This is a genomic window from Pseudoroseomonas cervicalis (assembly GCF_030818485.1).
GTDB lineage: Bacteria > Pseudomonadota > Alphaproteobacteria > Acetobacterales > Acetobacteraceae > Pseudoroseomonas > Pseudoroseomonas cervicalis_A.
Map to the genome: position 1 here is coordinate 2,957,651 of NZ_JAUTAJ010000004.1, position 24,554 is coordinate 2,982,204.

Consider the following 24,554-nt stretch of genomic DNA (forward strand, 5'->3'; position numbering starts at 1 on the left):
CGGCGCATCCGGGGTGGGGGCGGGGGGCGGGCGCATCGCGGCGGCTCAGGCGGCGTCGCTGGGGCGCGCGGGCGGGGCGGCCGGCGGCAGCGGCGCCAGGCGGTGATACAGCGCCACCAGCCGCGCCGCCTCGGGCGCCCAGCCGAAGCGGGTCTCGGCGGCGCGGCGGCCGCGCTCGGCCAGGGCCTGGCGCTGCGCCGGCTCCGCCAGCGCCGCCACGGCGGTGGCGATGGCGGCGGGGTCGGCGCTGTCCACCAGCAGGCCATTGCCGGCGCCCTGCACCACCTCCGCCACCTCGGTGGCGAAATCCGGGGCGATCACCGGCAGCCCGGCCAGCATGCAGTCGAACAGCTTGTGCGGCAGCGCCAGCCGGTGGTTCTCGATGCCCGGCTGGAACAGCACCAGGCCCAGATCGCCCTGCGCCGCCTCGGCCAGCGCCGCCGCATGCGGCATCCAGCCCAGCCGCTCGATGCGCTGCTCCAGCCCCAACGTGCGGGCCCGCGCCAGGAACTCGGCCTCCGACCCGTCGGTGAAGCGGCCGATCAGCTTCAGCCGGGTGTCCTCGGGGCAGAGCGCCAGCGCCTCCAGCATGACGAAGGCGCCGCGCGCCCGGCCCAGCGCGCCCAGATGCACCAGCGTCAGCGGCCCGTGCCCCGCATGGCGGCGCGGCGTGACGGCGCTGGCGGCGGCATAGTTGCGCACGGCGATGGTGCGGTCGGGGGCGGCGAAATCGCCATCCAGCCCGTCCTTCGCCACCACCACCGCATCGGCGCGCCAGGCCATGGCGCGGCAGGCCAGGCGCAGCGCGGCGCGGGCCAGCGGCCGCAGCGCCGCCGGCAGCCGGTCGTCGAGCCGCGAGGGGTAGTGCTCATGCACATCCAGCACCACCCGGGCGCGGCCGCCGCGCGCCGCCCAGATCGCCGCCGCCCAGGCATCGGGTTCGGAGGCGTGCAGCACCGCGGCGCCGCTCTGCCGCGCCCGCCGCGCCAGGGCAGGCAGGCCGAGCAGCCGGGCGCGCCAGCCCGCGGCGCGGCGATAGGGGCGGATCGCCACCCCCGCATGCTGCTCCGGCGCCGCGGTGCCGGGGCAGATATGCAGCACGCGCCAGCCGGCCTCGGCCAGCGCCGCGCCCTCCTTGCCGACGACGCGCAGATCGGTCGGCGCATGCGCGGCCGAGAGCAGGCAGACCAGCGGCGCCTGCGGCGCGGCGGCGCGCGGCGCGGCACTGGCCGCCCGGCGCGAGGGTCCGGGCGGGCTCATGCCGCGTCGCGCCCGGGGCGGGCATGGCGGGGGGGGCCACCCGGGGCCGCCTTCGCCTCGGGGGGGGCGAAGGCGGCCCGGGTGGCGGGCGGCGCGCCAGCGTGGCGCGCCACCGGGCTCGCCCTTCCGGTCGGGGGGGAGGGAGGAAGGGCGGAACCTGCGAAGGCGGGCGGGGCGGGGTGGGCGCGCCCGGCCAGGAAGCCGGCCAGATGCTCGGCCATGCGTGCCCCGGCCCGGCCATCCCAGAGCGGGATCGGCCGCGCCGGCGGCCAGGCGCCGTCCAGCACCTCCTGCACGCATTCGGCCAGCTCATGCGGCCGCACCAGCCGGTTGGCGCCGGAATCCAGGGTCACCGGCCGCTCGGTGGAGGGGCGCAGCGTCATGCAGGGCAGGTCGAGCAAAGCCGCCTCCTCCTGCACCCCGCCGCTGTCGGTGGCGACCAGCCGGGCGCGCGCCAGCAGCCCGATGAAGTCGAGATAGCCGAGCGGCGGCAGCAGCCGGATGCCGGGCGGCAGGGCCAGCCCGGCCTCGCGCAGCCGGGCGGCGCTGCGCGGATGCAGCGGCCAGGCCAGCGGCAGCAGCGTGGCCGCCTCGCGCAGCGCGCCGAGCAGCCGGGTCAGCGCCGCGCGGTCATCGACATTGGCGGCGCGGTGCAGCGTCACCACCCCATAGGCGCCGGGCAGCAGCCCTTCCGGCAGCGGCCGGGCGCGCGCCGCCGGCAGCCGCGCCAGCAGCGTGTCGATCATGGCATTGCCGACGGCGCAGACCGCCTCCGGCGCATGGCCCTCGGCCAGCAGCCGGGCGGCGCTGGCCGCGTCCGGCGCCCAGAGCAGGTCGGCGATGGCATCCACCGCGCGGCGGTTGATCTCCTCCGCCATGTCGCGGTCGCCGCAGCGCAGCCCGGCCTCCAGATGCGCGACCGGGATGCCGAGCTTGCGCGCCGCCAGCGCCGCCGCCAGCGTGGCGTCGACATCGCCGGCCACCACCACCAGGGCCGGGCGCTCCCGCTGCCAGAGCGCGCCGCAGGCGGCCAGCGTCCGGGCGGTGAAATCGGCATGGCCGCCGCCGGCGGCGATGCCCAGGCTGATCTGCGGCGCCGGCAGGCCGAGATCGGCCAGATGCGCGCCGAACATCGCCGGGTCGGCATGCTGGCCGGTATGCACCAGCACCGGGCGGCACAGGCCGGGCCGCGCCGCCAGGGCGTGCCACAGCGCCGCCAGCTTCGGCAGGTTCGGCCGCGCCGCGGCCACAAGGTGGAGCAGGGGTGCGTCGCTCATGCCGGCACCAGCCCGGCCTGCGGCAGGGGGCGGCGGGTCGCGGCCTCGGCCAGGATCTCGACGAAGCGGGCGGCCTGCAGCCGGCGGTCCCAGCGCCGCACCGCCTGGTCGCGCGCCGCCAGGCCCATGGCGCGGCGCCGCTCCGGCTGCTCGGCCATCCAGCGCAGCGCCTCGGCCAGCAGCGCGGCGTCGCCGGGCGGGGTGGACAGGCCGCAGGGCCCCTCGGCCAGCAGCCGCGCGGCGCGGCCGGGCACATTGCCGACCACCGGCAGCCCGGCCGCCAGATAGTCCATCAGCTTGTTGGGCGAGGTCCATTCGGCGAATTCGGGCAGCGGCGCCAGGCAGTGCAGCCCGAGCTGCGCGCCGGCCAGCAGCGCGGCCAGCTGCCGCTTCGGCAGCGGCCCCAGGAAGCTGACATTGTGCAGCCCGCGCGCCGCCGCCTGCTCGCGCAGCCGCGGCTTCTCCGAGCCCTCGCCCACCAGCAGCAGGCGGATGCGGCGCTCGCCCCGCTGCTGCAGCTGCGCCGCCGCGTCCAGCAGCTGGTCCAGCCCGTTGGCGCGGCCATGCGTGCCGGCATAGACCGCAAGCATCTCCCAGGGCGCCGCCTCGGCCGGGCGCCAGGGGGTGACCTGCGGGCCGAACAGCTCCAGGTCGCAGCCATTCGGCACCACATGCACCCGCTCCGGCGCCGCGCCGCGGGCCAGCGCGGTGGTGGCCATGCCCTCGCTCAGCGCCACCACGGCGGCGGCGCGGCGGCAGGCGGCGTCCGCCAGCCAGTCCATGCCGGACAGCGCCCAGCGCGGCACCCCGCCCAGCGCCCGCGGCAGCTCCGGCCAGGGGTCGCGGATCTCGAAGACGAAGGGGGTGCCGCGCAGCCGCCGCGCCAGCAGCGCCGGCAGCGCCACGGTGAGCGGGGTGGAGCTGGCCACCACCAGGTCCCAGCGGGAGGAGAGCGCCAGCCGCCCGGCGGCGGCGGCGTAGCGGCCGAAGGCCAGGCTGCGGGCGCCGAGCCCCTGCTCATTGCCGCAGGGAATGTCGAACTCGACCAGCCGCAGCCCGCGCAGCAGCCCCTCGCGCCGGCCCTGGTGGAAGCCGCCCGACAGGCCGGTGACGGCGCCCTGGTAGCGGCCGCAGGCCAGGGTCACATGGTGGCCGCGCGCCACCAGGGCGGAGGCCATGGCGTGGCTGCGCGTCGCGGTGGCGCCGGCGGGGCCGGAATAATGCTGGTGCAGATAGAGGATGCGCATGGCTCAGCCCCCCAGCAGGCAGGCGCGGACGACATCGATGACGCGGTCCTGCTCGGCCGCGCTCATGGCGCCGCTGGGCAGGCAGAGGCCGCGCTCGAACAGCCGCCCGGAATGGCCGGGGCCGTGGCAGCGGGCGCCGCGGAAGGCGGGCTGCAGATGCAGCGGCTTCCAGACCGGGCGGCTCTCGATATTGGCGGCCTCCAGCACCCGGCGCAGCGTCTCCGGCGTCGCCTCGCAGCGCTGCGGGTCGAGCTGCAGCACGGTCAGCCAGTGGGTCGCGCGGCTCCATTCCGGCTCGGGCATGAAGCTGACGCCCGGCAGGTCGGACAGCGCCTCGGCATAGCGCGCCTGCACCAGGCGGCGGGCGGCGACGCGGGCCGGCAGGGCGCCGATCTGCGCCAGCCCGACCGAGGCCAGCACCGAGGACAGGCCGTAGGAATAGCCCGTCGTCTCATGCTGGTAATGCGGCGCCGCCTCCTTCGCCTGGGTGGCGAGGTGCCGGGCGCGGGCGATCAGCGCCGGGTCGTCGGAGACCAGCGCGCCGCCGCCGCCGGCGGTGATGATCTTGTTGCCGTTGAAGGAGAAGGCGGCCAGCGCCGCGCCCTTGGCCACGGGTCGGCCACGATACTGCGCGCCCAGCGCCTCGGCGCTGTCGCACAGCACCGGCACGCCCCAGCGGCCGCACAGCGCCAGGATGGCGTCGAGGTCGCAGGGCTGGCCGTAGAGATCGACCGGCACCACGGCGCGCGGCAGCTTGCCGCGCCGCGCCGCCTGGCGCAGCTGGCTCTCCAGCACCTCGGGGTCCAGCGTCCAGCTCTCCGGCGCCACATCCAGGAAGCGCGGCCGGGCGCCCATCTGCACCGCCGGGGCGATGGTGGCGACGAAGGTCAGGCTCTGGGTCCAGACCTCGTCGCCGCGCTCCACCCCCAGCACCCGGTAGGCCAGGTGCAGCGCCGCGGTGCCGGAGGCGACGGCGGCGGTATGGGCGAAGCCGGTGGCCTGGCTGATCGCCTCCTCGAAGGCGGCGGGGACCGGGCCGGCGGGGGCGATCCAGCCGGCGGTCAGGGTGCGGCTGAGCGTCGCGAGCTCCCCCCCCACCAGGCTGGGCGGGGAGAGGTGGATGCGCGGTTGCGCCGGCGCCACCACCCTGGGTCGGGGCGGGAAGGGCAACACGCTGCCCGCTCCGCCGAAAGCCGCATCGCCCGTCCAGCCCTGGATCGCCGCCATGTCTGCCACCTGCTCACGGTTTTGTGAACGCCCCCTAAAGGGACCACAGGGGGCGGGAATTTTCAAGAAACAAATCAACCGTGAATGTTTAAATCCCGGTCAAGATCGGGCGGCGGCACAGCAACATTCGAGTCAAAACGCGGCATGGTGGCGTGTCCTGGCGCGTTGACTCCATGTCCTTTCAAAAGGATGAAGATTGTTCCTAAACCGGCACGGAAATCGCCGCAGACGCTGATGCGCTGCACGTAAAGCGCGTCCCGCGCGAGACGCTCTTCCCAGGGCACGGCGTTGCGCCCGGCCGCCTGGGCGGGGCCGGCCAGGCCGGGCCGGGCCCGCAGCCGGCTGCGCTGGGCCGGCGTGTAGCGGGGCAGATAGGCCAGCGGCAGCGGCCGCGGCCCGACCAGGCTCATCTCGCCGCGCAGCACGTTGATCAGCTGCGGCAGCTCGTCCAGCGCGCTGGCGCGCAACAGCCGGCCGAAACGGCCGAGTCGCTCCGCATCCTCGCCCGGCCCCTCGCGCATCGAGCGGAATTTTATCAGGGTGAAGGGGCGGCCATGCCGGCCGGCGCGGCTCTGGCGGAACAGCACCGGGCGGCCGAGCGCCAGCCGCACCGCCAGCGCCACCGCCAGCAGCAGTGGCGCCAGCGCCAGCAGCAGCAGCGCCGCCCCCAGCGCGTCCAGCCCGCGCTTGCCCCAGCGCGCATAGGCGCCGGGGGGCAGGGGGGGAGGCAGCTCAGCCGGCACGGCGAGCCACCACGCCGAGCGACAGCGCCAGGCCGAGCGCGAACCACACCATGCGGTTGCCGAGATCGGTCGAGACCAGCGCGGCCAGCGCCACCGGCAGCACCAGGGCGGCGATGCGCGCCACGCGCGGCGGCGCCGCGTGGCGGCTGCGCAGCAGCAGCACCAGCGCGCCGCCGCCGAAACAGGTGAGCCAGAGCAGCAGCCCGGGCAGCCCGGCCTCGGCCAGCGCCTCCAGCGCGTGGTTGTGCGGGTAGAGGCCGCGCCGTTCGCCATGCCCGGCGGCGATGGTGAAGCCGCCGGTGCCGAGGCCCCAGGGCAGCGTCGCCCCCGCCCAGTCCAGCGCGGCGCGCCACAGGGTCGGCCGGGCCGAGGCCTCCAGCCCGCCCTCGGTGAAGCGCTCCAGCGTGCGCAACCCGTCCAGCGCCTCGGCGCGGGCCAGCAGCAGGGCGAAGCCGGCGGCGCCGGCGAGGCCCGCGGCGGCGGCCCAGCCCAAAGCGGCGCGCGGCCGGCCGGCGGACCAGCAGCGCAGCGCCGGCACCAGCAGCACGCCGAGGCCGAGCGCCAGCAGCGCGGTGCGCCCGCCCGGCAGCAGCGCGCCCGCCGCCAGCGCCAGGGTGTAGAGCGCCCAGAACAGCCGCGCCCGCCAGCGCCGCGCCTCGATCAGCCGCACCGCGCCGAGCCCGGCGGCGCAGGCGATGGACAGGCCGGCCAGCTGGTACTGCACCCGCAGCAGGTCGGGATTGGCGCCGACCGCGCCGCCCAGCACCACCTGGCCGCTGGCCAGCCCCCAGGCGGTGCTGGCGGCCACCAGCGGCCCGATCGCCAGGGTGGCGGCGCAGAACAGCCGGCGCGACGCGGCATCGGCGCCGATCGCCAGGCCGCCGAGCAGCATGGGCGGCGCCATCAGCAGGATGTCGGCCAGCTTGGCGGGCAGGATGGCGTGGCTGGCGCTCCACAGCCCGGCCAGCACCAGCCACAGCCACAGAAGGGCGGCGGCGGCCAGGGGCGGGCCCAGCAGCGGGTGCAGCCGCCAGCGCCGCGTCAGCAGCAGCAGCGCCAGCAGCGGCAGCGTCGCGGCGCCGGCCAGCGCGGTGAGGTCGAGCGGCAGCGCCGCGCCGGGCGGCGTCGATTTCAGCGCGCCGGCGAAATGCAGCGCCGCGCCGGCCAGCCCGGCCAGCGAGGCCAGGCTGGCGCTGTCGATGCGCCAGGCCGCCAGCCCGGCGGGGCGGCCCGCCCCCGTCACCGTGCCTGTCACCGCCCGGGCCCCCGCAGCAGCACCAGGCAGGCGCCGCAGAAGCCGCAGGCCAGCGGCACCGCCAGCAGCAGCAGCGCCAGCAGCAGCGGCCGGTTCGGCACCGAGGGCCGCAGCTCCACGCTGGGGCCGGAGACCAGCCGCGCGGCCACCGTGTTCTCCGCCGCCAGCACCAGGGCGGCGCGCTGGTGCTGGGCCAGCAGCTCGAACAGCGGCGTGCGCAGATAGATGTCGCGCTCCTGCGCCAGCCGCCCCTCCAGCAGGGCGACGCGGCGGCGGATCATGGTCAGCAGGTCGTCGCGCACCCGCGTCTCGGCGAAGTCGTGCAGCAGGGCGAGGATCTCCTGCGCCGCCTCGCGCCGCGGATGCGTCAGCTCCAGCGTCCAGGTCAGCGAGGCCAGGGACTGCGTCACCGCCAGGTTGCGCTCCAGCCAGCGCTGCACGTCATCGGCATCCGGCGGCGGCGCCGCCTCGGTCAGCAGCGCCAGCACGCCGCGCAGCGGGGCCAGCGGGCCCTCCTGGCGGCGGGCGGCCAGCTCCTCCACCAGCCGGGTGCGCTCCAGCAGCAGCGCCACCGCCTCCGGGCTGCGCAGCGCGGCGAGATAGACGGCGAAATTGCCGCTGGGCCGGTTGTCCAGCAGGCTGCCCGGCGTCAGCACATTGGCGGCGATCAGGTTGGAGGCGGCAAGGCCCGTGGTCTCGGCCGGCGCCACCACCGCCTGCGCCACATAGGCGCGCGGCCAGCTCAGGATCAGCGCGGCACCGCCGGCCAGCAGCGCCAGGCAGGCCAGCAGCAGCCAGAGCCGCAGCCGCCAGACGCCCCTCAGCAGCTGGTCGAGCGGCATGGCGGCGCCGGCCCCGCCGGGGCAGGGTTCGATGCGGGTGGTCAGGCAGGTGACCGGGGCCTCGGCGCGGGCGGCCAGCACCAGGCAGGGGCGCACCACGCCATAGGCCGGGCTGTCATGCCCCTCCTCCAGCGACAAGGCGAGCGGCGCATCGGCGAACAGGAACAGCCGCGCCGGCCCCGCCACCCCATCCGCCTGCAGCCGCCACTGGCCGGGGCCGAGCCGCCAGCGCAGGGTGACGCGGCGGAAGCGCCCGGCGACACGATCCTCCACCTGCCAGGCGCCATCGGGCAGCGGCCGCACGCGCCGCGCATGGTCATGGCCCTGGCGGTCGCGCCGCGCCGCGCCATCGGGCAGGGCGCGGCAGCGCGGCCAGCCGCCGAACAGGAAGCGGCCGAGTCGCGGCATCGGCTCCGTCCCGTCGAAGACCAGCGTGTTGTGGGCGCGGGCGGAGGGGAAATAGTCCAGCCACCATTCGGCGCCCCGGGGCGGGTTGTAGGCGCCGGTGCCGGCATCGGTCAGCAGCGGCAGGTCGCCCTGCCACAGCTCCAGATGCAGCAAATCGGACTGGCCGGGGCGGAAGCGCAGCGGGCCGCTGCGCAGCAGGGCGCGCACCCCGTCCCGCTCCCACCCCGCGCTGCCGCTGGCGCGCCAGGCGGCCGGGCGGGGGGCGGCGGGCATCTCCGGCAGGCCGAGCCAGCGGCAGCCCGGCTCCTGCGCGACGCCGGCCGAGGCCCCGGCAAAAAGCCGCAGCGCCCGTTCGGCGCTGCCGCGCGCATCCGCCTCGCCCCAGGCGCCGAGATCGGCGAAGGCCGAGCCATCCTGGTGGCCGAGCCGTGGCAGCGCGCCGCGGGGCGCCAGCAGCCGCGCCAGCCATTGCGCGGCGGCGGCGGCGCGCTGCGGCAGCGGCGCCGGCAGGGGCGGCTGGCCGAGATGGCGGCGCAGCGCCTCCAGCGCCGCCAGCGTGTCCAGCAGCAGCCGGTGATAGCCGGTGGAGCAGGCGGCGAAGCCGCCATCGGGGGCCACCAGCCGCGCCACCGCGCGGGAGAGGGCGCGGGCGGCGGAGGCCGCCTCGGCGGGGCGGCCGAGCAGCCAGGCGCAGGCCAGCAGCCCGGCGGGCTCGCTGATGCTGTGGTTGTTGTCCTGCGCGGCGGCATAGGCGCCGGTGGCCAGGATGCGGGCGCGGTGCAGCGCCAGCAGCCGGCGCAGCGCGGCCGAGGGCGCGGCCTGCCCGGCCAGCACCAGCGCCAGGCCGAGATGCAGCACGCGCAGCGCCGCCTCCTGCCCGCAGGCCCAGTTGGGGCCGCGATAGGGCGGGTTGGCGGCGCACCATTCCGCCAGCCGCCGTTCCAGCGCGGCGCGGTGGCCCTCCTCCGGCCAGAGGCGGGCGGCCTGCAGCAGCAGCGGCACGGCGCCCAGCCGGTTGGGCTCCCAGACCGGGCGGATATCGCCCGGGGTGAAGAGGTCGAGGCCGAGCGATTCGGCGGCCGGGTCGAAGGGGCCGTGCCAGGCGGCGGGGGGCAGCGCCGCCAGCGCCGCGCGCAGCCGGGCGAGGTCGGGCGGCGCCAGAGCGGGCGGCGGCGGCAGCGGCGCCGTGCCGAAAAACCGCGACTCGGGGCCTGGGCCTGGCCATTCCTCGCATGCGGCCGGGCAGTCCCGCGCGGCCCGATCCAAAGCGCGCCGGGGCAGGCCGGCGCGCAGCCGCAACCGGTGCCAGCCATAGCGCGCCAGCGCCCGCGGTCCCAGCCGCCATGCGGTGCCTGCCCAAAGAGAGAGCTGGGCGCCGCGGCGAATGTGCGCTTGGATCGGCATGGACGATTTGATAAAGCAATAATCACGAAAACGCGAGCAATCCGTGAATCGCGCCCAGTCCGGAGGAATGACCGTGCCGCCTGCCCCCGCGCCCCGCACGGCTCGGCGCGCCCGGCTGGCCCTGGCCCTGCTGCTGCTGGGCGGCCAGCTGGCGCCGGGGGTGGGGGCGGGGCCGGCCCGGGCACAGCCGGCGCCGCCGGGGCTGCTGGGCGGCGGCTATTCCGGCATGGCGCCCGGCGCGCCGCCGGGCGGGGCGCCGCCGGGGGGCAGCCCGCTGCTGGGCAGCCCCAGCCTGCCGCTGACCCTGCCGGGCGGGCTGCCGCTGCCCAGCCTGCCGCCGGCCCTGCAGCAGGATATCCTGCAGCGGATCCAGGACGCCGCCTCCGGCAACCGGGCGCCGCCGCCGCTGGTGCCGGGCAGCAGCCCCAGCCTCAACGGCCCGGCCGGGCCCTCCGCCCCCTCGGTCGCGCCGGTGGCGCCGATGGCGCATCCCTGGAGCGGCGCGGCGCCTCCGGCGTCCTGGGGCGCCGCGCATGCGCCGCCCATCCCCGCCCTGCCGCCGGGCGAGCCGCTCTCCCCCACCGAGGCGTTTTTCGCGGCCAGGCTGGAGCAGCCGGGGCTGCCGCTGCGGCAATTCGGCTACGACACCTTCCGCGAGCTGGCCGCCGCCCCGCCCGGCCAGGCGCCGGTGGCGCAGGTGCCGGAGGATTACATCCTCGGCCGCGACGATGAGGTGCTGGTCGGCATCCGCGGCCGCACCCGGCAGAATCTCAGCCTGCGGGTCAATCGCGACGGCGCGCTGCTGCTGCCCGACCTGCCGCCGCTGGCCGCCGCCGGCCGGCCGCTGGGCGAGGTGCGGGCGGAGATCGAGGCGCGGGTGGCGCGCGAGCTGGGCGGCTCCGAGGCCTTCGTCAGCCTGGGCCAGCTGCGCCAGATCGGCGTCTTCGTCGCCGGCGAGGTGGTGCGGCCCGGCCTCTACCCGCTGCCCGCTTTGGCCTCGGCGCTGGACGCGCTGGCGCTGGCCGGCGGCGTGAAGAAAAGCGGCAGCCTGCGCGCCATCCGCGTCGAGGGGCCGCGCGGGGCGCGGGTGATCGACCTCTACAGCGTCATCGGCGCCGAGCCGGGCAGCCCCGACCTCGCTTTGCGGGAGGGGGAGCGGCTGGTGGTGCCGCCGCTCGGCCCCAGCGTGGCGCTGGGCGGCGAGGTGACGCGGCCCGGCATCTACGAGCTGCCGCCCGGCAGCGACTCGGCGCCGCTGGCCTCGATGCTGCGGCTGGCGGGCCAGGCGCTGCGCCCTTCCGGCAACCGCTTCCTGCTGCACGGCACCGATGCACAGGGCCGCCGCGCCCTGGCGGAGATCGGACCGCAGGGGCGGCTGCGGCGCGGCGACGCGGTGCTGGTGCAGCCGGGGGCCGATGTGCTGGCGGGCCAGGTGCGGCTGGCCGGGCATGTCGCGGCGCCGGTGCTGCGCGCCGCCAGCGCCGGCGGCCTGCGCGGCCTGCTGGCCGACCCGCTGCTGGTGCGGCCCGACCCCTATCTGCGCATGGGCATCGTCTGGCGCACCGAGGAGCGCACGCGCAGCCGGCGCTTCCTGGGCTTCGATCTCGGCCGGGTGCTGCAGCGCCAGGCGGAGCTGCCGCTGCGCCCGGCGGATGAGGTGATCCTGCTCTCCCAGGCCGATATCGCCTGGCTGGCCAGCCCGCCGGTGCAGCGCGCGCTGCGCGGCGAGCCGGGGCCGGAATGCCCGGCGCTGCAATCGCTGGCCATCGCCGCCCGCTCCTCGCCCGTGCGCTTCGCGCATGTGCGCGGCGCGGGCTTCCCCGATCTCGGCGCGCCGCCCTGCCCGCAGGTCTTCATCGACTATCCGGCGCTGCTGCCCTTCCTGCTCGACCAGTCGGTGCTGCTCTCGGGCGAGGCGCGGCTGCCCGGCCTCTACCCGATCCTCGACGACACCGGGCTGGACCAGGTGCTGGGCGCGGCGGGCGGGCTGACCGACACGGTCGATCTCTCCGCCGTGGAATTGTCGCGCGAGCCGCTGGAGCAGGCCGGCGCCATCCCGCTCTCGCGCACGCTGCTCGACCTGCGCAGCGGCAATTTTGCCGCCGTGCGGCTCTCCCCGCGCGACGCCATCCGGCTGCCGCGCGGCTTCGGCGACCGCGACAGCGGGCCGGTGACGCTGATGGGCGAGTTCCTGCGCCCCGGCATCTACGACATCCGCCGCGGCGAGCGGCTGTCGGAGCTGATCGCCCGCGCCGGCGGGCTCTCGCCCCAGGCCTACCCCTACGGCGCCGTCTTCACGCGGGAGAGCGTGCGGCAGCGCCAGCAGGAAGGGTTTGCGCGCAGCGCGCGGGAGCTGGAGCAGAGCCTGATCCAGGTGGCCGCCGGCCAGGCGGTGGCGGGGGTGGGCGGGCGCGGCGGCGGCGGCGATCTTGGCGGCGCCATCAGCGCCGGGCGGGAGCTGGCCAATGCGCTGCGCGAGGCGCGCGCCGCCGGCCGCATGGTGGTGGAGGCCAACCCCGTGATCCTGGCGGCGCGCCCCGAGCTCGACGTGCTGCTGGAGCCGGGCGACCTGATCGTGGTGCCGAAGCGCCCCAATGAGGTGACGGTGGTGGGCGCGGTGCTGAATCCGGGCAGCCTGCAATTCACCAGCGGCTGGCGCGCCAATGATTATGTGCGGGCCTCGGGCGGCACGCAGCGTTTCGCCGATGGTGGGCGCGCCTTTGTGGTGCTGCCGAACGGGCAGAGCACCCCGGCCGGGCTGGGCGCCTGGCAATCGGGCGGGCCGCCGGTGCCGCCGGGCTCGCTGGTGGTCGTGCCGCAGGATCCCTCGCCCTATGAGAGCTGGGGCTTCATCCGCGACCTGACGCAGACGCTGGGGCAGATCTCGATCAGCGCCGCGGCGCTGGCGGTGATTGCCAGGAACGCGCGCTGAGGGGAAGAACGGGGGGAGGGGCCGCGCGCCCCGCCTTCCCCGCCTGAACGGATCCGCCGCCATGACCATCGCCCGCGCCTTCACCAAAGCCGATCTCGACGCCTGCTTCGCCATCCGCCGCGAGGTCTTCGTCGAGGAGCAGGCGGTGCCGGAGGCGATGGAGTATGACGAGTTCGACGCCACCGCCCTGCATTTCCTGGCCCGGCGGGAGGGCGCGCCGGCCGCCACGGCGCGGGTGGTGTTCAAGGAGGGCGGGCGGGTGGCCAAGATCGGCCGCGTCGCGGTGCGCCAGGCGCTGCGCGGCAGCGGGCTGGGGGCCGCCATCATGCGCGCCATCGAGGCCGACCCGGCGCTGGAGGGCGCGGAGCAGCTGGTGCTGGAGGCGCAGAGCTACGCCATCCCCTTCTATGAGCGGCTGGGCTATGCGGCGGAGGGCGAGGAGTATCTGGATGTCGGCATTCCGCACCGGCTGATGCGGAAGGCCCGGTAGAAGAGAAGGCCGGGGGGACAGGGTCCCCCCGGACCCCGCCGTCAGTGTGGCGTCCCGCTGTGACGGGAGACGGCGGCAGCCTGGAAAAAAGTCTTTTTGCTTCTTTTTCTTCAGAAAAAGAAGATTCTGACCTTTGCCTCAGGCCTTCCTGAAGGTGATCGGCTTGTTGCCGTCCCACAGCACCGAGCGGCAGACCGTGGCCAGCCTGTCCAGGTCGCCCTTGATGGTCAGGAAGTGGTTGCCGGCGAGCTGGCCGGCCTTGCTGGCGAAGCAGCAGGGGCCGTAGGCGACCAGGATCTCGGTCTCGCTCATGCCGCCCGGGTGGACGATGATCTGGCCCGGGGCGGGGTAGGAGGTGGCGTTCTCGTAGCCGATGCCGAGATCGCGCTCGCCCATCGGGATCCAGCAGGCCTCGCCGGACCAGCGCACATGGATGATGCGGTCCTGATAGGGCAGCAGGGTGCGGAAGCGGGCGACGGTGCGCGGCGCGGCGGCTTCCTCGAAATCGGCGTGGAAGATTTCGCCGCCGATGTCGATCGCGATGTCGGCCAAATCCGTGCTCCTTCTGTCAGGCTGAGGCGTGGGCGGGCAGCCTGCCAGAGGCCGCGCCGCGGCTCAATCCGCCTCCGCCGCCTGGCCCAGCCGGTAGGGATGCGCGGCATAGGTGCCGAGCACCTTCAGCTCGCGCGAGAAGAAGGCCAGCTCCTCCAGCGCCCGCTTCAGGCCGGGCTGCTCGGGGTGGCCATCGACGTCGCAGAGGAACTGCGTCGCGGTGAAATGCCCGTCGAGCATGTAGCTCTCGAGCTTGGTCATGTTGACGCCGTTGGTGGCGAAGCCGCCCAGCGCCTTGTACAGCGCGGCCGGGATGTTGCGGACGCGGAAGACGAAGGTGGTCACCGGATTGGCGATGTCGATCGGCGGCGCGGCCGGCGTCTTCGACATGACGTAGAAGCGCGTGGTGTTGTGCGCCGCGTCCTCGACGTTGCGGCGCAGGATCTCGAGCCCGTAGATCTCGGCGGCGAGGGAGGAGGCGATGGCCGCGTCCTCCAGGCTGGGCTGCTCGGCCAGCAGCTTGGCGGCGCCGGCGGTGTCGGCCTCGATCACCGGCTCCAGCTTCAGGTCGCGCAGCAGGTTCAGCACCTGGCCGAGCGCCACCGGGTGGCTGTGCGCGCGCTTCAGCCCCTCGATGGTGGCGCCCTTATGGGCCAGCAGGCAGTGCTCGACGCGCTGGTAGTGCTCGCCCACCGTGTGCAGGCCGGAATCGGGCAGCAGGCGGTGGATGTCGGGCACCCGGCCGGCCAGCGAGTTCTCGCAGGGCAGCATGGCCAGCCCGGCGCGGCCGTCGCGCACGGCTGCCATGGCGGCCTCGAAGCTGGGGCAGGGGAGGGTGGTCCAGCCGGGATAGGCGCTGCGGCAGGCCAGGTCGGAATAGGCGCCGGGCATGCCCTGGAAGGCGATCACACCACTCATCTTCAGTTTTCCGTCCCGTCTTCTGGCCCGTCCGCCGGAGTTCATCCGGCGGCCCGGCGCGACGGCGCGTGGGGCTACGGGTTGAAGCGTCCGGCCTCTGCCACTATGGTCCGCTCGCTTCTAGTCGAGGCCCCTGCCGCGCGCAAACCGCGCCCTCGACCGGATCGAGTCGCATGGCACTTACGATGGATGGATCGGCAGCATGAGCTTGGAGGTCAACAAGGCGTTCGCGGCCGTCCTCACCGCCGGCATCGCCTTCATGGTGGCGGGCCTGGTGGGCGAAACCGTGGTGCATCCGCACCGCCTTGAGAAGACGGCGATCGCCATCGAGGGCGTCGGCGAAAGCGCGGCCCCTGCCGCGGCCGCCGAGCCGGCGCTGGATCCGGTGGAGCCGCTGCTGGCCGCCGCCAATGCCGATGCGGGCCGCCAGCTGGCCGGGCGGCTCTGCGCCTCCTGCCACAGCTTCGAGCAGGGTGGCGCGAACCGCGTCGGCCCGAACCTGTATGGCGTGGTCGGCAACCACCATGCGCATCTGGACAATTTCAACTACTCGCCGGCGATGAAGGGCCTGTCCGACAAGCCCTGGGACTATGCCGCGCTGAACGAGTTCCTGGCCGCGCCGGCCCGCGCCATCCGCGGCACCCGCATGGCCTTCGCCGGCATCCGCGACGTGAAGCAGCGCGCCGATGTCATCGCCTATCTGCGCAGCCTGTCCGCCAACCCGGCGCCGCTGCCCTGATGCAGGAGCTGATCGCGGCGGCCGAAGCGGCCGCCGAGGCGGCGGGGGCGGTCATCCGCCCCCTTTTCCGTTCCGCCCTGCTGGTCGAGGCCAAGGGCGATGCCAGCCCGGTGACGGAGGCCGACCGCGCCGCCGAGCGCGCGATCCGCGCCCTGCTGGCCGAGCGGTTTCCCGGCCATGGCGTGATCGGCGAGGAATACGGCGCCGAGCGGGCGGATGCCGAGTATGTCTGGGTGATCGACCCGATCGACGGCACCCGCGCCTTCGTCACCGGCCGTCCGCTCTTCGGCAGCCTGATCGGGCTGCTGCACAAGGGCCGCCCGGTGCTGGGCCTGATCGACCAGCCCGCCACCGGCGAGCGCTGGCTGGGCGTCGCGGGCCAGCCCCTGCAGTTCCGCAGCCCGATGGGCGGCACGCCGCGCACCCGCCGCTGCGCCGCGCTGTCCGAGGCCGAGCTCTCCTGCACCAGCCCGGACATGTTTTCCCCCGCTCAGGCGCCGCGCCACGCGAAGCTTCGCCAGGCGGTCCGCCGCGTCACCTGGGGCGGCGATTGCTACGCCTATGGGCTGGTCGCGCTGGGCCTGGTCGATGTCATCGCCGAGGGCGACCTGAAGCCCTGGGACTGGGTGGCGCTGCAGCCGGTGCTCGAATCGGCGGGCGGCAGCCTGACCGACTGGCAGGGCCAGCCGCTCCGCCTGGACGGGCCGGGCGAGGTGATCGCGCTGGGCGACCGCTCGCTGCTGCCGGCGGTGATCGACGCGCTGAGCTGAGTGCCCGCGAAGCGGGCATGAAAAAAGGCCGGGGTTTCGCCCCGGCCTTTTGCGTTCGCGCGCCGCGGCGGGGCGCTCAGGCGTCGACCTGCTCCACCGCCATCACCTCCGGCACGTAGTGGCGCAGCATGTTCTCGACGCCGTGCTTCAGCGTGGCGCGGGAGGAGGGGCAGCCCGAGCAGGCGCCCTGCAGGTGCAGCTTGACGATGCCGTCGCGGAAGCCGCGGAAGACGATGTCGCCGCCATCGCCGGCGACGGCCGGGCGCACCCGGGTGTCCAGCAGCTCCTTGATCTGGGCGACGATCTCGGCATCGGCCGGGTCGCTATCCTCCAGCGCGGCGTCGCCCTCGGCCTCCAGCACCACCGGGCGGCCGGCCATGAAATGCTCCATGATGGCGCCCAGCACCTGCGGCTTCAGCGCCTGCCACTCGACACCCTCGACCTTGGTGACGGTGACGAAATCGCTGCCGAGGAAGATGCGCGCCACGCCGTCCAGGCCGAACAGCCGCTCGGCCAGCGGCGAGCGGGCGGCGCTTTCGGCGCTGGTGAAATCGGCGGTGCCGCGGCTGCCCATCACGTCCTGGCCGGGCAGGAACTTCAGGGTGGCGGGGTTCGGGGTCGCTTCCGTCTCGATGAACATGGGATTCGGGCTTTTCCTTAGCGCGGCTCCGCCGGGATGGGCGATCGGGGCGGAAGGGCGTCGGCCCGTTCGGGCCGGATTCGTCTGCGCCCGATGTGGGCCATAAGGCGGCGCGCTGCAAGCGCCGGACGCGACCCGCAGGGCAGGGGTGCAAGAAGGCGCGCCCCGGCCCGGCGGCCGCCCTGACGAGAATCAGGTGACGCGGTCGAGTTCCCGGTCGTCCAGATTGCCGGGCACGATGGTCAGCGGCACGCGCAGCCGCGGCGCGTAGCGGCCGGTCAGCGCGGTGATCAGCGGCCCCGGCCCGCTGCCATTGCTGGCGCTGGCCAGGATCAGGATCGACAGGCGCGGATCCTCCTCCAGCAGGGTCAGCAGCGCGTCGCGCGGCTCGCCCTCGCGGATCAGCAGAATCGGCAGGCCGCCGGTGATCTCCTGCACCTCGGCGGCCAGCGCCGAGAGCAGCTTCTCGGCATCCTCGCGCCGTTCCTCCTGCAGCATGGCGCCGACGCCGGCCCATTCCACCGTGCCTTCCGGCTCGATCACCCGCAGCAGGGCGACGCGGCCGCCGCCATTGCGGGCGCGCAGACAGGCATAGCGCAGCGCCGTGTGGCGCTCCGGGCTGTCATCGACCACTACCAGGAAGACGCGGTCGCGCCGGGCGGCTTCGGGCATTCATCCCCTCCGGAACAGCACGCTGCCCAGCCAGCCGGCCATGGCCGCCAGCAGGATGCAGACCAGCCCGTATACCACCGGCCGTTCCTCGGCGACATCGGCGATGCGGGCGGCGGTTCCCACCCGCTCCACCCGGAAGCCCAGCTCCTGCCGGGCGACCACGCGGCCATCGCGCACCAGCAGCACCTCCACCCGGTAGTCGCCGGTGCCGACGGTGGCCGGCAGCGGCAGCCGGGCGCGGAACAGCCGGGCGCCGGAGATGTGCAGCGGCTCCTCCTCCTCATGCCACAGCCCGGCCTGCTGCTTCAGCTGCATCAGGGCGGCGCGGAATTCCGGCTGCTGCTCGCCGGTGGAGGCGAGGGGGAGGTATTCCAGGCCGAGGCGCTTCGCCTGGCGCTCCTCCTCCTCCAGCATCTGGCGCAGCGGGCGGGTGCCGGTCAGCAGGTAGAAGCCGGGCACCTGGCGGAACCGGGCGGAGGGGCCGTTCAGCCAGAGGCCCAGCACGCGGATCTTGCGGCGCACCACCATGGGCTCGGGCACCGCGCTCTGCGCCACCACCAGCACGTCGTCGCCGGATTCGCCCAGCAGCCGCTCGGTGGCGCCGAAGACCAGCACCTCGGTGCCGCTGAAGCCGGTGGTGATGTCGACACGGGTCTGCGACAGCTCGGCCACCAGGGGCGGGCGGGCGGCGCTGGGCTGGCCGGGCGGCGGGGGCGGCGGCACCGGCAGGGCCTGGGCCGGGCGCGGGGTGGCGCGGCGCGGCGCGGGGGCGGGGGCCGGCGTGGGCGCGGCGGTCTCCGGCGCGGGGGCGGGCGTGGGGGCAGGCGCGGGCGTGGGCGCAGGCGATTGCGCCTGCGCCGCGCCACCGGCCAGCAGCGCCAGCGACAGCAGCGCCGCGCGGAGCCGCCCGGCCGCGCTCATACCGGGATCGGGCCCACGGCGAAGAGGCTGTCCGGCGTCGCCACCAGCCCCCAGAGCAGGCTGAGCGCCACCCCCAGCACCAGCAGGCCGAGCAAAGCGCGCGTCTCCTCGCCGCGCAGGCGGGTGCCCATGCTGGCGCCGAACTGCGCCCCGGCGACGCCGCCCACCAGCAGCAGGAGAGTGAGAACAATGTCGACGCTGCCGGTGGAGACCGCCTGCAGCAGCGTCACATTGGCGGCGACGAACACCACCTGGAACAGCGAGGTGCCGATCACCACCGCCGTCGGCATGCCGAGCAGGTAGATCATCGCCGGCACCAGCATGAAGCCGCCGCCGACGCCCATCACCGCCGACAGCACGCCGATGCCGAAGCCCACCACCAGCGGCGGGATGACCGAGATGTAGAGGCGCGACTTGCGGAAGCGCAGCTTCAGCGGCAGGCCATGCATCCAGAGATGCGCGTGCAGCCGGGCCGGCGCCACCTGGCGGCGGCGGCGGATGATGGCGCGCACGCTCTCGCGCACCATCAGCGCGCCGACCGTGCCCAGGATGACGACATAGAAGACCGAGACGGCGAGATCGACCTGCCCCTGCCGTCGCAGCCAGGCAAAGAGCTGCACCCCGGCGAAGGAGCCGAGGAAGCCGCCGGCCAGCAGCACCACCCCCATGCGCGGGTCGACATTGCCGCGCCGCCATTGCGCGATCAGGCCGGAGACCGAGGCGCCCAGCGTCTGGTTGGCGCCGGAGGCGACGGCGACGGGGGCGGGAATGCCGATCAGGATCAGCAGCGGCGTCAGCAGGAAGCCGCCGCCCACGCCGAACAGGCCGGACAGCCAGCCCACCCCGAACCCGATGCCCAGCAGCAGCAGCGCATCCACCGACATCTCGGCGATCGGCAGATAGACCTGCATCGCGTTCCCGTCTTCGAAGCCATCATCCCGCGGCCGGACAGGTGTCGCCTGCCGCCGCGCCGCACAAGGGACATTCCGAATGCGGCAAGTCTTGGGCTAAAGCGTCAGAACAGCCCTGGTTGAGGGCTTTTTTCGGGATCGTCGCATGCAGCTCTCCCGTCGTGGCCTGCTGGCCACCGCCCTCGCCACCCCTTTCGCCGCGCCGCTGGCCCTGCCGGCGCTGCACCGCGCCCGGGCCGAGGCCGCGTCGCGCCTTGCCCTGCTGCACCTGAACGATTTCCACGCCAAGCATGACGGGCAGCAGGGCAGCGGCGCGGCCTGCCGGCTGGACCGGCCGCCCTGCCTCGGCGGCAGCGCCCGGCTGGCCAGCGGGCTCGACCTGCTGGAGGCCGAGGCGCGCGCCGAGGGCCGGCCTTCGCTGCGGCTCGATGCCGGCGACCAGTTCACCGGCAGCCTCTACCACACCGCGCATGCGGGCCGGGCGGAGGCGGCGGTGCAGCGCGCCACCCGCACCCAGGCCATGGCGCTGGGCAATCATGAATTCGATGGCGGGCCGGCGCGGCTGGCCGCCTATGCGGCGCTGCTGCCCTTCCCGCTGCTCTCGGCCAATCTGGACGCGACGCGGGAGCCCTCGCTGCAGGGCGCCTTCCGCAGCCATGTGGTGTTCGCCTCCGGCGGCGCGCGGCTCGGCATCATCGGCCTGACCACGGAGACGACGCCGCAGGCCTCCAGCCCGGGGCCGACGCTCGCCTTCCGCGACGCGCGCGAGGCGGCGGAGCGCGCCATCGCCGCGATCCGCGCCGAGGGGCCGGCGACCATCGTGCTGCTGTCGCATCTGGGGCTGGCCGCCGACCAGGCGCTGGCCGCCAGCCTGCCGGGGGTGGATGTCATCCTGGGCGGGCATTCGCACACGCTGCTGGCCGATCTGCCGGGGGCGGACGGGCCCTCGCCCACCCTGGTGGACGGGCCGGACCGGATGGTGCGCATCCTGCAGGCCGGCGCCTATGGCCGCTGGGCCGGGCGCTTCGACCTGGACCTAGCGCCGGATGGGCGCGTGCTGGCGCATGGCGGGCGGGTGCTGCCGATCACCCCCGATCTGCCGGAGGAGCCGGCGGTGGCGGCGATCGTCGCCGAATATGGCCGGCCGCTGGCCGAGCTGCGCGCCCGCCCGGTCGGCCGCAGCCCGGCGGCGCTGCCCAACACCGAATGCCGCAAGGGCGAATGCGCCCTCGGCAGCCTGGTGGCCGAGGCGATGCTGGCCGCCGTGCCCGGCGCCGAGATCGCGGTGACCAATGGCGGCGGGCTGCGCGCCGGCCTGCCGGAGGGGGCGGTCTCGCTGGGCGATGTGCTGGAGGTGCTGCCCTTCGGCAACACCCTGGCCACGCTGACGCTCCGCGGCGGCGATCTGCGCGCCACGCTGGAGGCCGGGCTCGCCCGCTATGCCGAGAATGGCGGTGGCTTCCCGCAGGTGGCCGGGCTGCGCTACGGCTTCGACCCGGCGGCGCCGGCCGGGCAGCGGCTGCGCGGTGTCGAGGTGGCGGAGGCGGGCGGCTTCCGCCCGCTCGACGATGCCCGCGCCTATCGCGTGGTGACCAACAATTTCAACCGGCGCGGCGGCGACGGCTATGTCGCCTTCCGCGACCGGGCGCTGGACGCCTATGACAATGGCCCGCCGCTGGAGGATGTGGCGGCGGCCTATCTGGCGGCGGATGGCGCCTTCCGCACCCGGCTCGATGGCCGCATCACCCGGCGCTGAGAGAAGGGCGGCCGGACCCTGTCAGGCCGGCTGCCAGACCCAGCCGCCGCGCGCATCGCGGCGGAAGCGGCCCTGCTGCAGCCGGGCCAGGCCGGTCGCCGGCCGCGGCGCGGCGGGCGCGAGCCGGGGCGGCGCCGGCGGCGGCACCAGGTCGCAGGCCGCCACCGCATAGCCCAGCCGGCACAGGGCGATGGCGATCGCCTCGGGCGGCGTGCCGGGCGGCAGCGCCTGGCGCAGTGCCGCCGCCAGTTCGGGGCGGCGGCGCAGATCCTCGGCCAGGCGCTGCAGCTCGGCGGTCATGGGCGGGGCGGGCATGGGCGGTCCCGCCGGTGTCAGTGCGACAGCTGCGCCGAGAGGGATGCCAGCATTGCCCAAGGGTCGATGACCTGGCCCGGCTTGTCCGTGAACGGGACGGCCGAGCTGGAGATGAAGGAGGCGCCACCGGTCACGCCATCCAGCGCCGCGTCCGGCAGGGCCGCGCCATCGGATGGCGGGCCGGCGGATGGCTGGCCGGGGAGCTGCCCACGGCTGGCCTGCAGATCGGCGGCCTCGATCGCATAGCCATGGCTCTGCAGCCGGGCGGCGGCGTCCTCCAGGCTGCGGCATGGCGCCAGCTCGGCTGCCAAGGTCTGGCGCAGCGCATGGTCCTGGCCCAGCGCCAGGGCCAGTCGCTGCAGTTCCGATGTGCTCATCGCGGGGCTCCTTGTCTCCAGGCGGGTCATCCGGCGCGCCCGGCCGGTGTCGGGGTGGTGGTTACGGCGTCACGCTGCCCAGGCCGCCTTTGAGGAAAGGCACCGCCTTGCTGGCCACGCTGCTGAGGATGTCGAACAGGCCGCCACCGGCCACGCCATCCAGCGCGGTATCCGACAAGGCGGTGCCGCTGGTCTGCAACGCGGCGGCCTCGATTGCATAGCCATGGCGCTGCAGCACGGCGCTGGCCTCCGCCGCCGTCCGGCATGGCGCCAGCGCCGCGCCCAGCGTTGCGCGCAGCGCGCTGTCCTGGCGCAGCGCCAGGGCCAGGCACTGCAGCTCCGCTTCGCTCATTCCTGGCTGTCCTTCTCGGGGTGGCGGCGGCCGCCGGCTCTCGGGCATTGGGTGGAGGATGGGACGGGCATCCGCGCCCGCTGCCGACCCGGCGCCACGGCCCGGGCAGGGCAGTGGCGCAAAGTCCGGGCTGGGGGCGGCGGCGTGAGGGCCAGGTGCGGTTCTGCCGGCATCAGCCCGGTGGCTTCGCGGAGAAGGGCAACAGCATCTCCGAGAACGGGCCGATCTTGTCCAGGATGTCCGCGAAGGGCCCGATCCCGCCCAGGAAGGAGCCGGGCCCGCCCGTGGAGGTGCCCCCTGCCACGCCGTCCAGCGCCGTGTCCGGCAGGGCGGCGCCCGCGGCCTGCAGCGCGGCGGCGTCGACCGCGTAGCCATGCCGCTGCAGCAGGGCGGCGGCTTCCTCCGCACTGCGGCACTGCGCCAGCCCGGCATCCAGCGTCTCGCGCAGCGCGCTGTCCTGGCGCAGCGCCAGGGCCAGGCGCTGCAGCTCCGATGCACTCATGGTGGTTGTCCCTCTTGCCGCCTGCTCATCAATGATATCCGGCCGGCCTCAGGGTGCTTTCAGAAAAGGCACCGCCTTCGCCGCCACGCTGTTGAGGATGTCCCAGAGGCCGCCGCCGGCCACGCCGTCCAGCGCCGCCTCCGGCAGGGCGGCGCCGGCGGGCGGCCATTCGCCGGCCTCGACCGCATAGCCATGGCGCCGCAGCAGGGCGGCGGCGGCCTCGGCGGTATCGCATCGTGCCAGCGCCGCGCCGAGCCGGTCGCGCAAACCCGGCTGTTGGCGCAGATCCTGCTCCAGACGCTGCCATTCCCCGCGCATGCCTTGCCTCCTTCTCCGGCGCGGCCCTGGCGCCGGGCGCCGGCCGCAAAGGCATCCTAGCGCCGCTCATGCCCGCCATCGATTGCGGTGCGGCTCAATCTTGGCCTTGCGCGTCTCGACCTCTCAGGCATGTTCCATTCTGTGGAGGAAAAGACCGGAGCCCGTGCCGATTAACGGCACAAGAATTGCTTGGAAAAAGCGACCTCCGGCTTTGCGGCGCGCCTTCCCGCCGGGAGCCATCCTGCCGCACCATCCTCCCTCACCGAGGAGACGCCATGCCCGCCCCGACCACCCCGCGCCCGATCATCGATGCCCGCGGCCTGTGGAAACGCTTCGGCGCCACCCCCGTGCTGAAGGGCGTCGATCTCAGCGTCGCCGAGCGCGAGCTGGTCTTCATCATCGGCCCCTCCGGCTCCGGCAAATCGACGCTGCTGCGCTGCCTGAACCGGCTGGAGGAGCCGGATGACGGCTCGATCCATGTCGACGGGATCGAGCTGCTGAGCCCGAAGACCGACATCAACGCCGCGCGCCGGCGCATCGGCATGGTGTTCCAGAGCTTCAACCTCTACCCGCATATGACGGCGCGGCAGAATGTCATGCTGGCGCTGCGCAAGGTGCTGGGGAAGGGCAAGGCGGAGGCGGCCGAGATCGCCGGCGCCGCGCTGGCGCGGGTCGGCCTGGCCGAGCGGATGGAGCATTTCCCGGCGCAGCTTTCCGGCGGCCAGCAGCAGCGCGTGGCGATCGCCCGCGCCATCGCGCTGGAGCCCCGGGTGATGCTGTTCGACGAGCCGACCAGCGCGCTGGACCCCGAACTGGTGGGCGGCGTGCTGCAGGTGATGCGCGAGCTGCGCGAGAGCGGCATGACCATGGTGGTGGTCAGCCACGAAATGGCCTTCGCCCGCGCCGCCGCCGACCGCGTGGTGTTCATGGCGGATGGCCAGAAGCTGGAGGAGGGGCCGCCGGCGCAGCTCTTCGGCGACCCGCAGCATGAGCGGTGCCAGGCCTTCATCCGCCAGATCGGCCGGCATTGAGGCAGGGCGATGGGCGGGCTCGACAACTTCCTTTTCTCCTTCTTCAACCTCAAGGTCATGGCCACCTACCTGCCGCTGGTGGCGCAGGGCCTGGTGCTGACCATCCTGCTGGCGCTGCTGATCGTGGTCTCCGGCCTGGCGCTGGGGCTGGCGCTGGCGGTGCTGCGCAGCTTCGGCATCCGCCCGCTGAACTGGCTGATCATCTTCACGGTCGACCTGTTCCGCGCGCTGCCGCCGCTGGTCATCATCGTGCTGCTGTTCTTCGGCCTGCCGGCGATGGGGCTCGGCCTGTCCGGCTTCGCCGCCACCTGGCTGTCGCTGACCCTGGTGCTGATGGCCTTCTCGGAGGAGATCTACTGGGCCGGCATCACCGCCGTGCCGAAGGGGCAGTGGGAGGCGGCGCGCTCCACCGGCCTGTCCTTCCTGGCGACGCTGCGGCTGGTGGTGCTGCCGCAGGCGCTGCGCATCACCATCCCGCCGCTGACCAACCGCACCATCGCCATCACCAAGGGCACGGCGCTGGGCTCGGTGGTGGGCGTGTCGGAGATCCTGGGCGCGGCGCAGAGCGCCATGTCCTTCTCCGCCAATCCGACGCCGCTGACCATGGGCGCCATCGCCTATCTGATCCTGTTCATCCCCGTCGTCGCGCTCGGCCGCTGGATCGAGACGCGCTTCGCCTGGAAGCGCTGAGGAGC

General features: G+C 74.8%; 25 protein-coding genes. 7 read left to right on the forward strand and 18 right to left on the reverse strand.

Annotated features, from left to right (window positions below):
• Positions 1 to 45: 45 nt before the first annotated feature.
• The 7 genes from QE401_RS17770 to QE401_RS17800 all read right to left on the reverse strand — a co-directional run bounded on the left by QE401_RS17770 (position 46) and on the right by QE401_RS17800 (position 9,525).
• Positions 46 to 1,260, reverse strand: a complete 1,215-nt coding sequence (locus tag QE401_RS17770) for a glycosyltransferase (RefSeq protein WP_307139463.1) — start codon at positions 1,258 to 1,260, stop codon at positions 46 to 48.
• Positions 1,257 to 2,537 carry a non-hydrolyzing UDP-N-acetylglucosamine 2-epimerase gene (wecB, locus tag QE401_RS17775; RefSeq protein ID WP_307139464.1) on the reverse strand — a complete coding sequence of 427 codons (1,281 nt, stop codon included), beginning with the start codon at positions 2,535 to 2,537 and terminating at the stop codon, positions 1,257 to 1,259. Before wecB ends, QE401_RS17770 begins: the two co-directional genes overlap by 4 nt.
• Positions 2,534 to 3,784, reverse strand: coding sequence for a glycosyltransferase family 4 protein (locus tag QE401_RS17780; protein ID WP_307139465.1), 1,251 nt, complete (start codon positions 3,782 to 3,784; stop codon positions 2,534 to 2,536). Before QE401_RS17780 ends, wecB begins: the two co-directional genes overlap by 4 nt.
• Before the next feature lie 3 nt (positions 3,785 to 3,787).
• A complete protein-coding gene (locus tag QE401_RS17785; protein ID WP_307139466.1) occupies positions 3,788 to 5,011 on the reverse strand; it encodes a DegT/DnrJ/EryC1/StrS family aminotransferase in 1,224 nt (407 codons plus the stop codon).
• A gap of 74 nt (positions 5,012 to 5,085) precedes the next feature.
• Positions 5,086 to 5,754 carry a sugar transferase gene (locus QE401_RS17790; RefSeq protein ID WP_307139467.1) on the reverse strand — a complete coding sequence of 223 codons (669 nt, stop codon included), beginning with the start codon at positions 5,752 to 5,754 and terminating at the stop codon, positions 5,086 to 5,088.
• Positions 5,744 to 6,997 carry an O-antigen ligase family protein gene (locus QE401_RS17795; RefSeq protein ID WP_307139468.1) on the reverse strand — a complete coding sequence of 418 codons (1,254 nt, stop codon included), beginning with the start codon at positions 6,995 to 6,997 and terminating at the stop codon, positions 5,744 to 5,746. Before QE401_RS17795 ends, QE401_RS17790 begins: the two co-directional genes overlap by 11 nt.
• An 8-nt stretch (positions 6,998 to 7,005) precedes the next feature.
• Positions 7,006 to 9,525 (reverse strand): heparinase II/III family protein, encoded by a 2,520-nt coding sequence (locus tag QE401_RS17800; RefSeq protein ID WP_307139469.1) that lies wholly within the window; start codon positions 9,523 to 9,525, stop codon positions 7,006 to 7,008.
• 211 nt (positions 9,526 to 9,736) lie between these two features.
• Between QE401_RS17800 and QE401_RS17805 the strand changes: the two genes are divergently transcribed.
• Positions 9,737 to 12,595 (forward strand): SLBB domain-containing protein, encoded by a 2,859-nt coding sequence (locus QE401_RS17805; protein ID WP_307139470.1) that lies wholly within the window; start codon positions 9,737 to 9,739, stop codon positions 12,593 to 12,595.
• Between the two features lie 61 nt (positions 12,596 to 12,656).
• Entirely contained in the window at positions 12,657 to 13,085 is a 429-nt protein-coding gene (locus QE401_RS17810; protein ID WP_307139471.1) for a GNAT family N-acetyltransferase, read from the forward strand.
• A 138-nt stretch (positions 13,086 to 13,223) separates the two neighbouring features.
• Here QE401_RS17810 and QE401_RS17815 read toward each other — a convergent pair whose 3' ends face one another.
• Positions 13,224 to 13,637, reverse strand: a complete 414-nt coding sequence (locus tag QE401_RS17815; RefSeq protein WP_307139472.1) for a DUF3830 family protein — start codon at positions 13,635 to 13,637, stop codon at positions 13,224 to 13,226.
• 63 nt (positions 13,638 to 13,700) lie between these two features.
• A complete protein-coding gene (locus tag QE401_RS17820) occupies positions 13,701 to 14,555 on the reverse strand; it encodes a prephenate dehydratase (RefSeq protein WP_307139473.1) in 855 nt (284 codons plus the stop codon).
• 202 nt (positions 14,556 to 14,757) lie between these two features.
• On the opposite strand from QE401_RS17820, the gene QE401_RS17825 reads away from it, so the two are divergent.
• Both QE401_RS17825 and hisN read left to right on the forward strand, forming a co-directional pair.
• Positions 14,758 to 15,294 carry a c-type cytochrome gene (locus tag QE401_RS17825; protein WP_307139474.1) on the forward strand — a complete coding sequence of 179 codons (537 nt, stop codon included), beginning with the start codon at positions 14,758 to 14,760 and terminating at the stop codon, positions 15,292 to 15,294.
• Complete coding sequence (gene hisN, locus QE401_RS17830; protein WP_307139475.1) at positions 15,294 to 16,064, forward strand: histidinol-phosphatase; 771 nt, start codon at positions 15,294 to 15,296, stop codon at positions 16,062 to 16,064. The genes QE401_RS17825 and hisN overlap by 1 nt, the downstream gene beginning before the upstream one ends.
• Positions 16,065 to 16,140: 76 nt before the next feature.
• Here hisN and QE401_RS17835 read toward each other — a convergent pair whose 3' ends face one another.
• From QE401_RS17835 to QE401_RS17850, 4 genes are all read right to left on the reverse strand, one after another.
• Complete coding sequence (locus tag QE401_RS17835; protein ID WP_307139476.1) at positions 16,141 to 16,704, reverse strand: NifU family protein; 564 nt, start codon at positions 16,702 to 16,704, stop codon at positions 16,141 to 16,143.
• Between the two features lie 192 nt (positions 16,705 to 16,896).
• Positions 16,897 to 17,376 (reverse strand): universal stress protein, encoded by a 480-nt coding sequence (locus QE401_RS17840; RefSeq protein WP_307139477.1) that lies wholly within the window; start codon positions 17,374 to 17,376, stop codon positions 16,897 to 16,899.
• Entirely contained in the window at positions 17,377 to 18,297 is a 921-nt protein-coding gene (locus QE401_RS17845; RefSeq protein ID WP_307139478.1) for a TIGR02186 family protein, read from the reverse strand.
• On the reverse strand, positions 18,294 to 19,208 hold the full coding sequence (locus tag QE401_RS17850) for a sulfite exporter TauE/SafE family protein (RefSeq protein WP_307139479.1): 915 nt from the start codon (positions 19,206 to 19,208) through the stop codon (positions 18,294 to 18,296). Before QE401_RS17850 ends, QE401_RS17845 begins: the two co-directional genes overlap by 4 nt.
• A 145-nt stretch (positions 19,209 to 19,353) precedes the next feature.
• On the opposite strand from QE401_RS17850, the gene QE401_RS17855 reads away from it, so the two are divergent.
• The gene (locus QE401_RS17855; protein ID WP_307139480.1) at positions 19,354 to 20,964 is read left to right on the forward strand and encodes a bifunctional metallophosphatase/5'-nucleotidase; all 1,611 of its coding nucleotides are present in this window, start codon (positions 19,354 to 19,356) and stop codon (positions 20,962 to 20,964) included.
• 21 nt (positions 20,965 to 20,985) lie between these two features.
• Here the strand turns inward: QE401_RS17855 and QE401_RS17860 are convergent, their stop codons facing one another.
• The 5 genes from QE401_RS17860 to QE401_RS17880 all read right to left on the reverse strand — a co-directional run bounded on the left by QE401_RS17860 (position 20,986) and on the right by QE401_RS17880 (position 22,828).
• Positions 20,986 to 21,279, reverse strand: a complete 294-nt coding sequence (locus QE401_RS17860) for a hypothetical protein (RefSeq protein WP_307139481.1) — start codon at positions 21,277 to 21,279, stop codon at positions 20,986 to 20,988.
• 17 nt (positions 21,280 to 21,296) lie between these two features.
• A complete protein-coding gene (locus QE401_RS17865) occupies positions 21,297 to 21,656 on the reverse strand; it encodes a Nif11-like leader peptide family natural product precursor (RefSeq protein ID WP_307139482.1) in 360 nt (119 codons plus the stop codon).
• Positions 21,657 to 21,717: 61 nt separating this feature from the next.
• Positions 21,718 to 22,008 carry a hypothetical protein gene (locus tag QE401_RS17870; protein ID WP_307139483.1) on the reverse strand — a complete coding sequence of 97 codons (291 nt, stop codon included), beginning with the start codon at positions 22,006 to 22,008 and terminating at the stop codon, positions 21,718 to 21,720.
• Positions 22,009 to 22,180: 172 nt separating this feature from the next.
• Complete coding sequence (locus QE401_RS17875; RefSeq protein ID WP_307139484.1) at positions 22,181 to 22,510, reverse strand: Nif11-like leader peptide family natural product precursor; 330 nt, start codon at positions 22,508 to 22,510, stop codon at positions 22,181 to 22,183.
• Positions 22,511 to 22,558: 48 nt separating this feature from the next.
• Complete coding sequence (locus QE401_RS17880) at positions 22,559 to 22,828, reverse strand: hypothetical protein (RefSeq protein WP_307139485.1); 270 nt, start codon at positions 22,826 to 22,828, stop codon at positions 22,559 to 22,561.
• A 275-nt stretch (positions 22,829 to 23,103) separates the two neighbouring features.
• Between QE401_RS17880 and QE401_RS17885 the strand changes: the two genes are divergently transcribed.
• A complete protein-coding gene (locus tag QE401_RS17885) occupies positions 23,104 to 23,859 on the forward strand; it encodes an amino acid ABC transporter ATP-binding protein (protein WP_307139486.1) in 756 nt (251 codons plus the stop codon).
• 9 nt (positions 23,860 to 23,868) lie between these two features.
• Positions 23,869 to 24,549, forward strand: a complete 681-nt coding sequence (locus tag QE401_RS17890; protein WP_307139487.1) for an amino acid ABC transporter permease — start codon at positions 23,869 to 23,871, stop codon at positions 24,547 to 24,549.
• Positions 24,550 to 24,554: the final 5 nt, after the last annotated feature.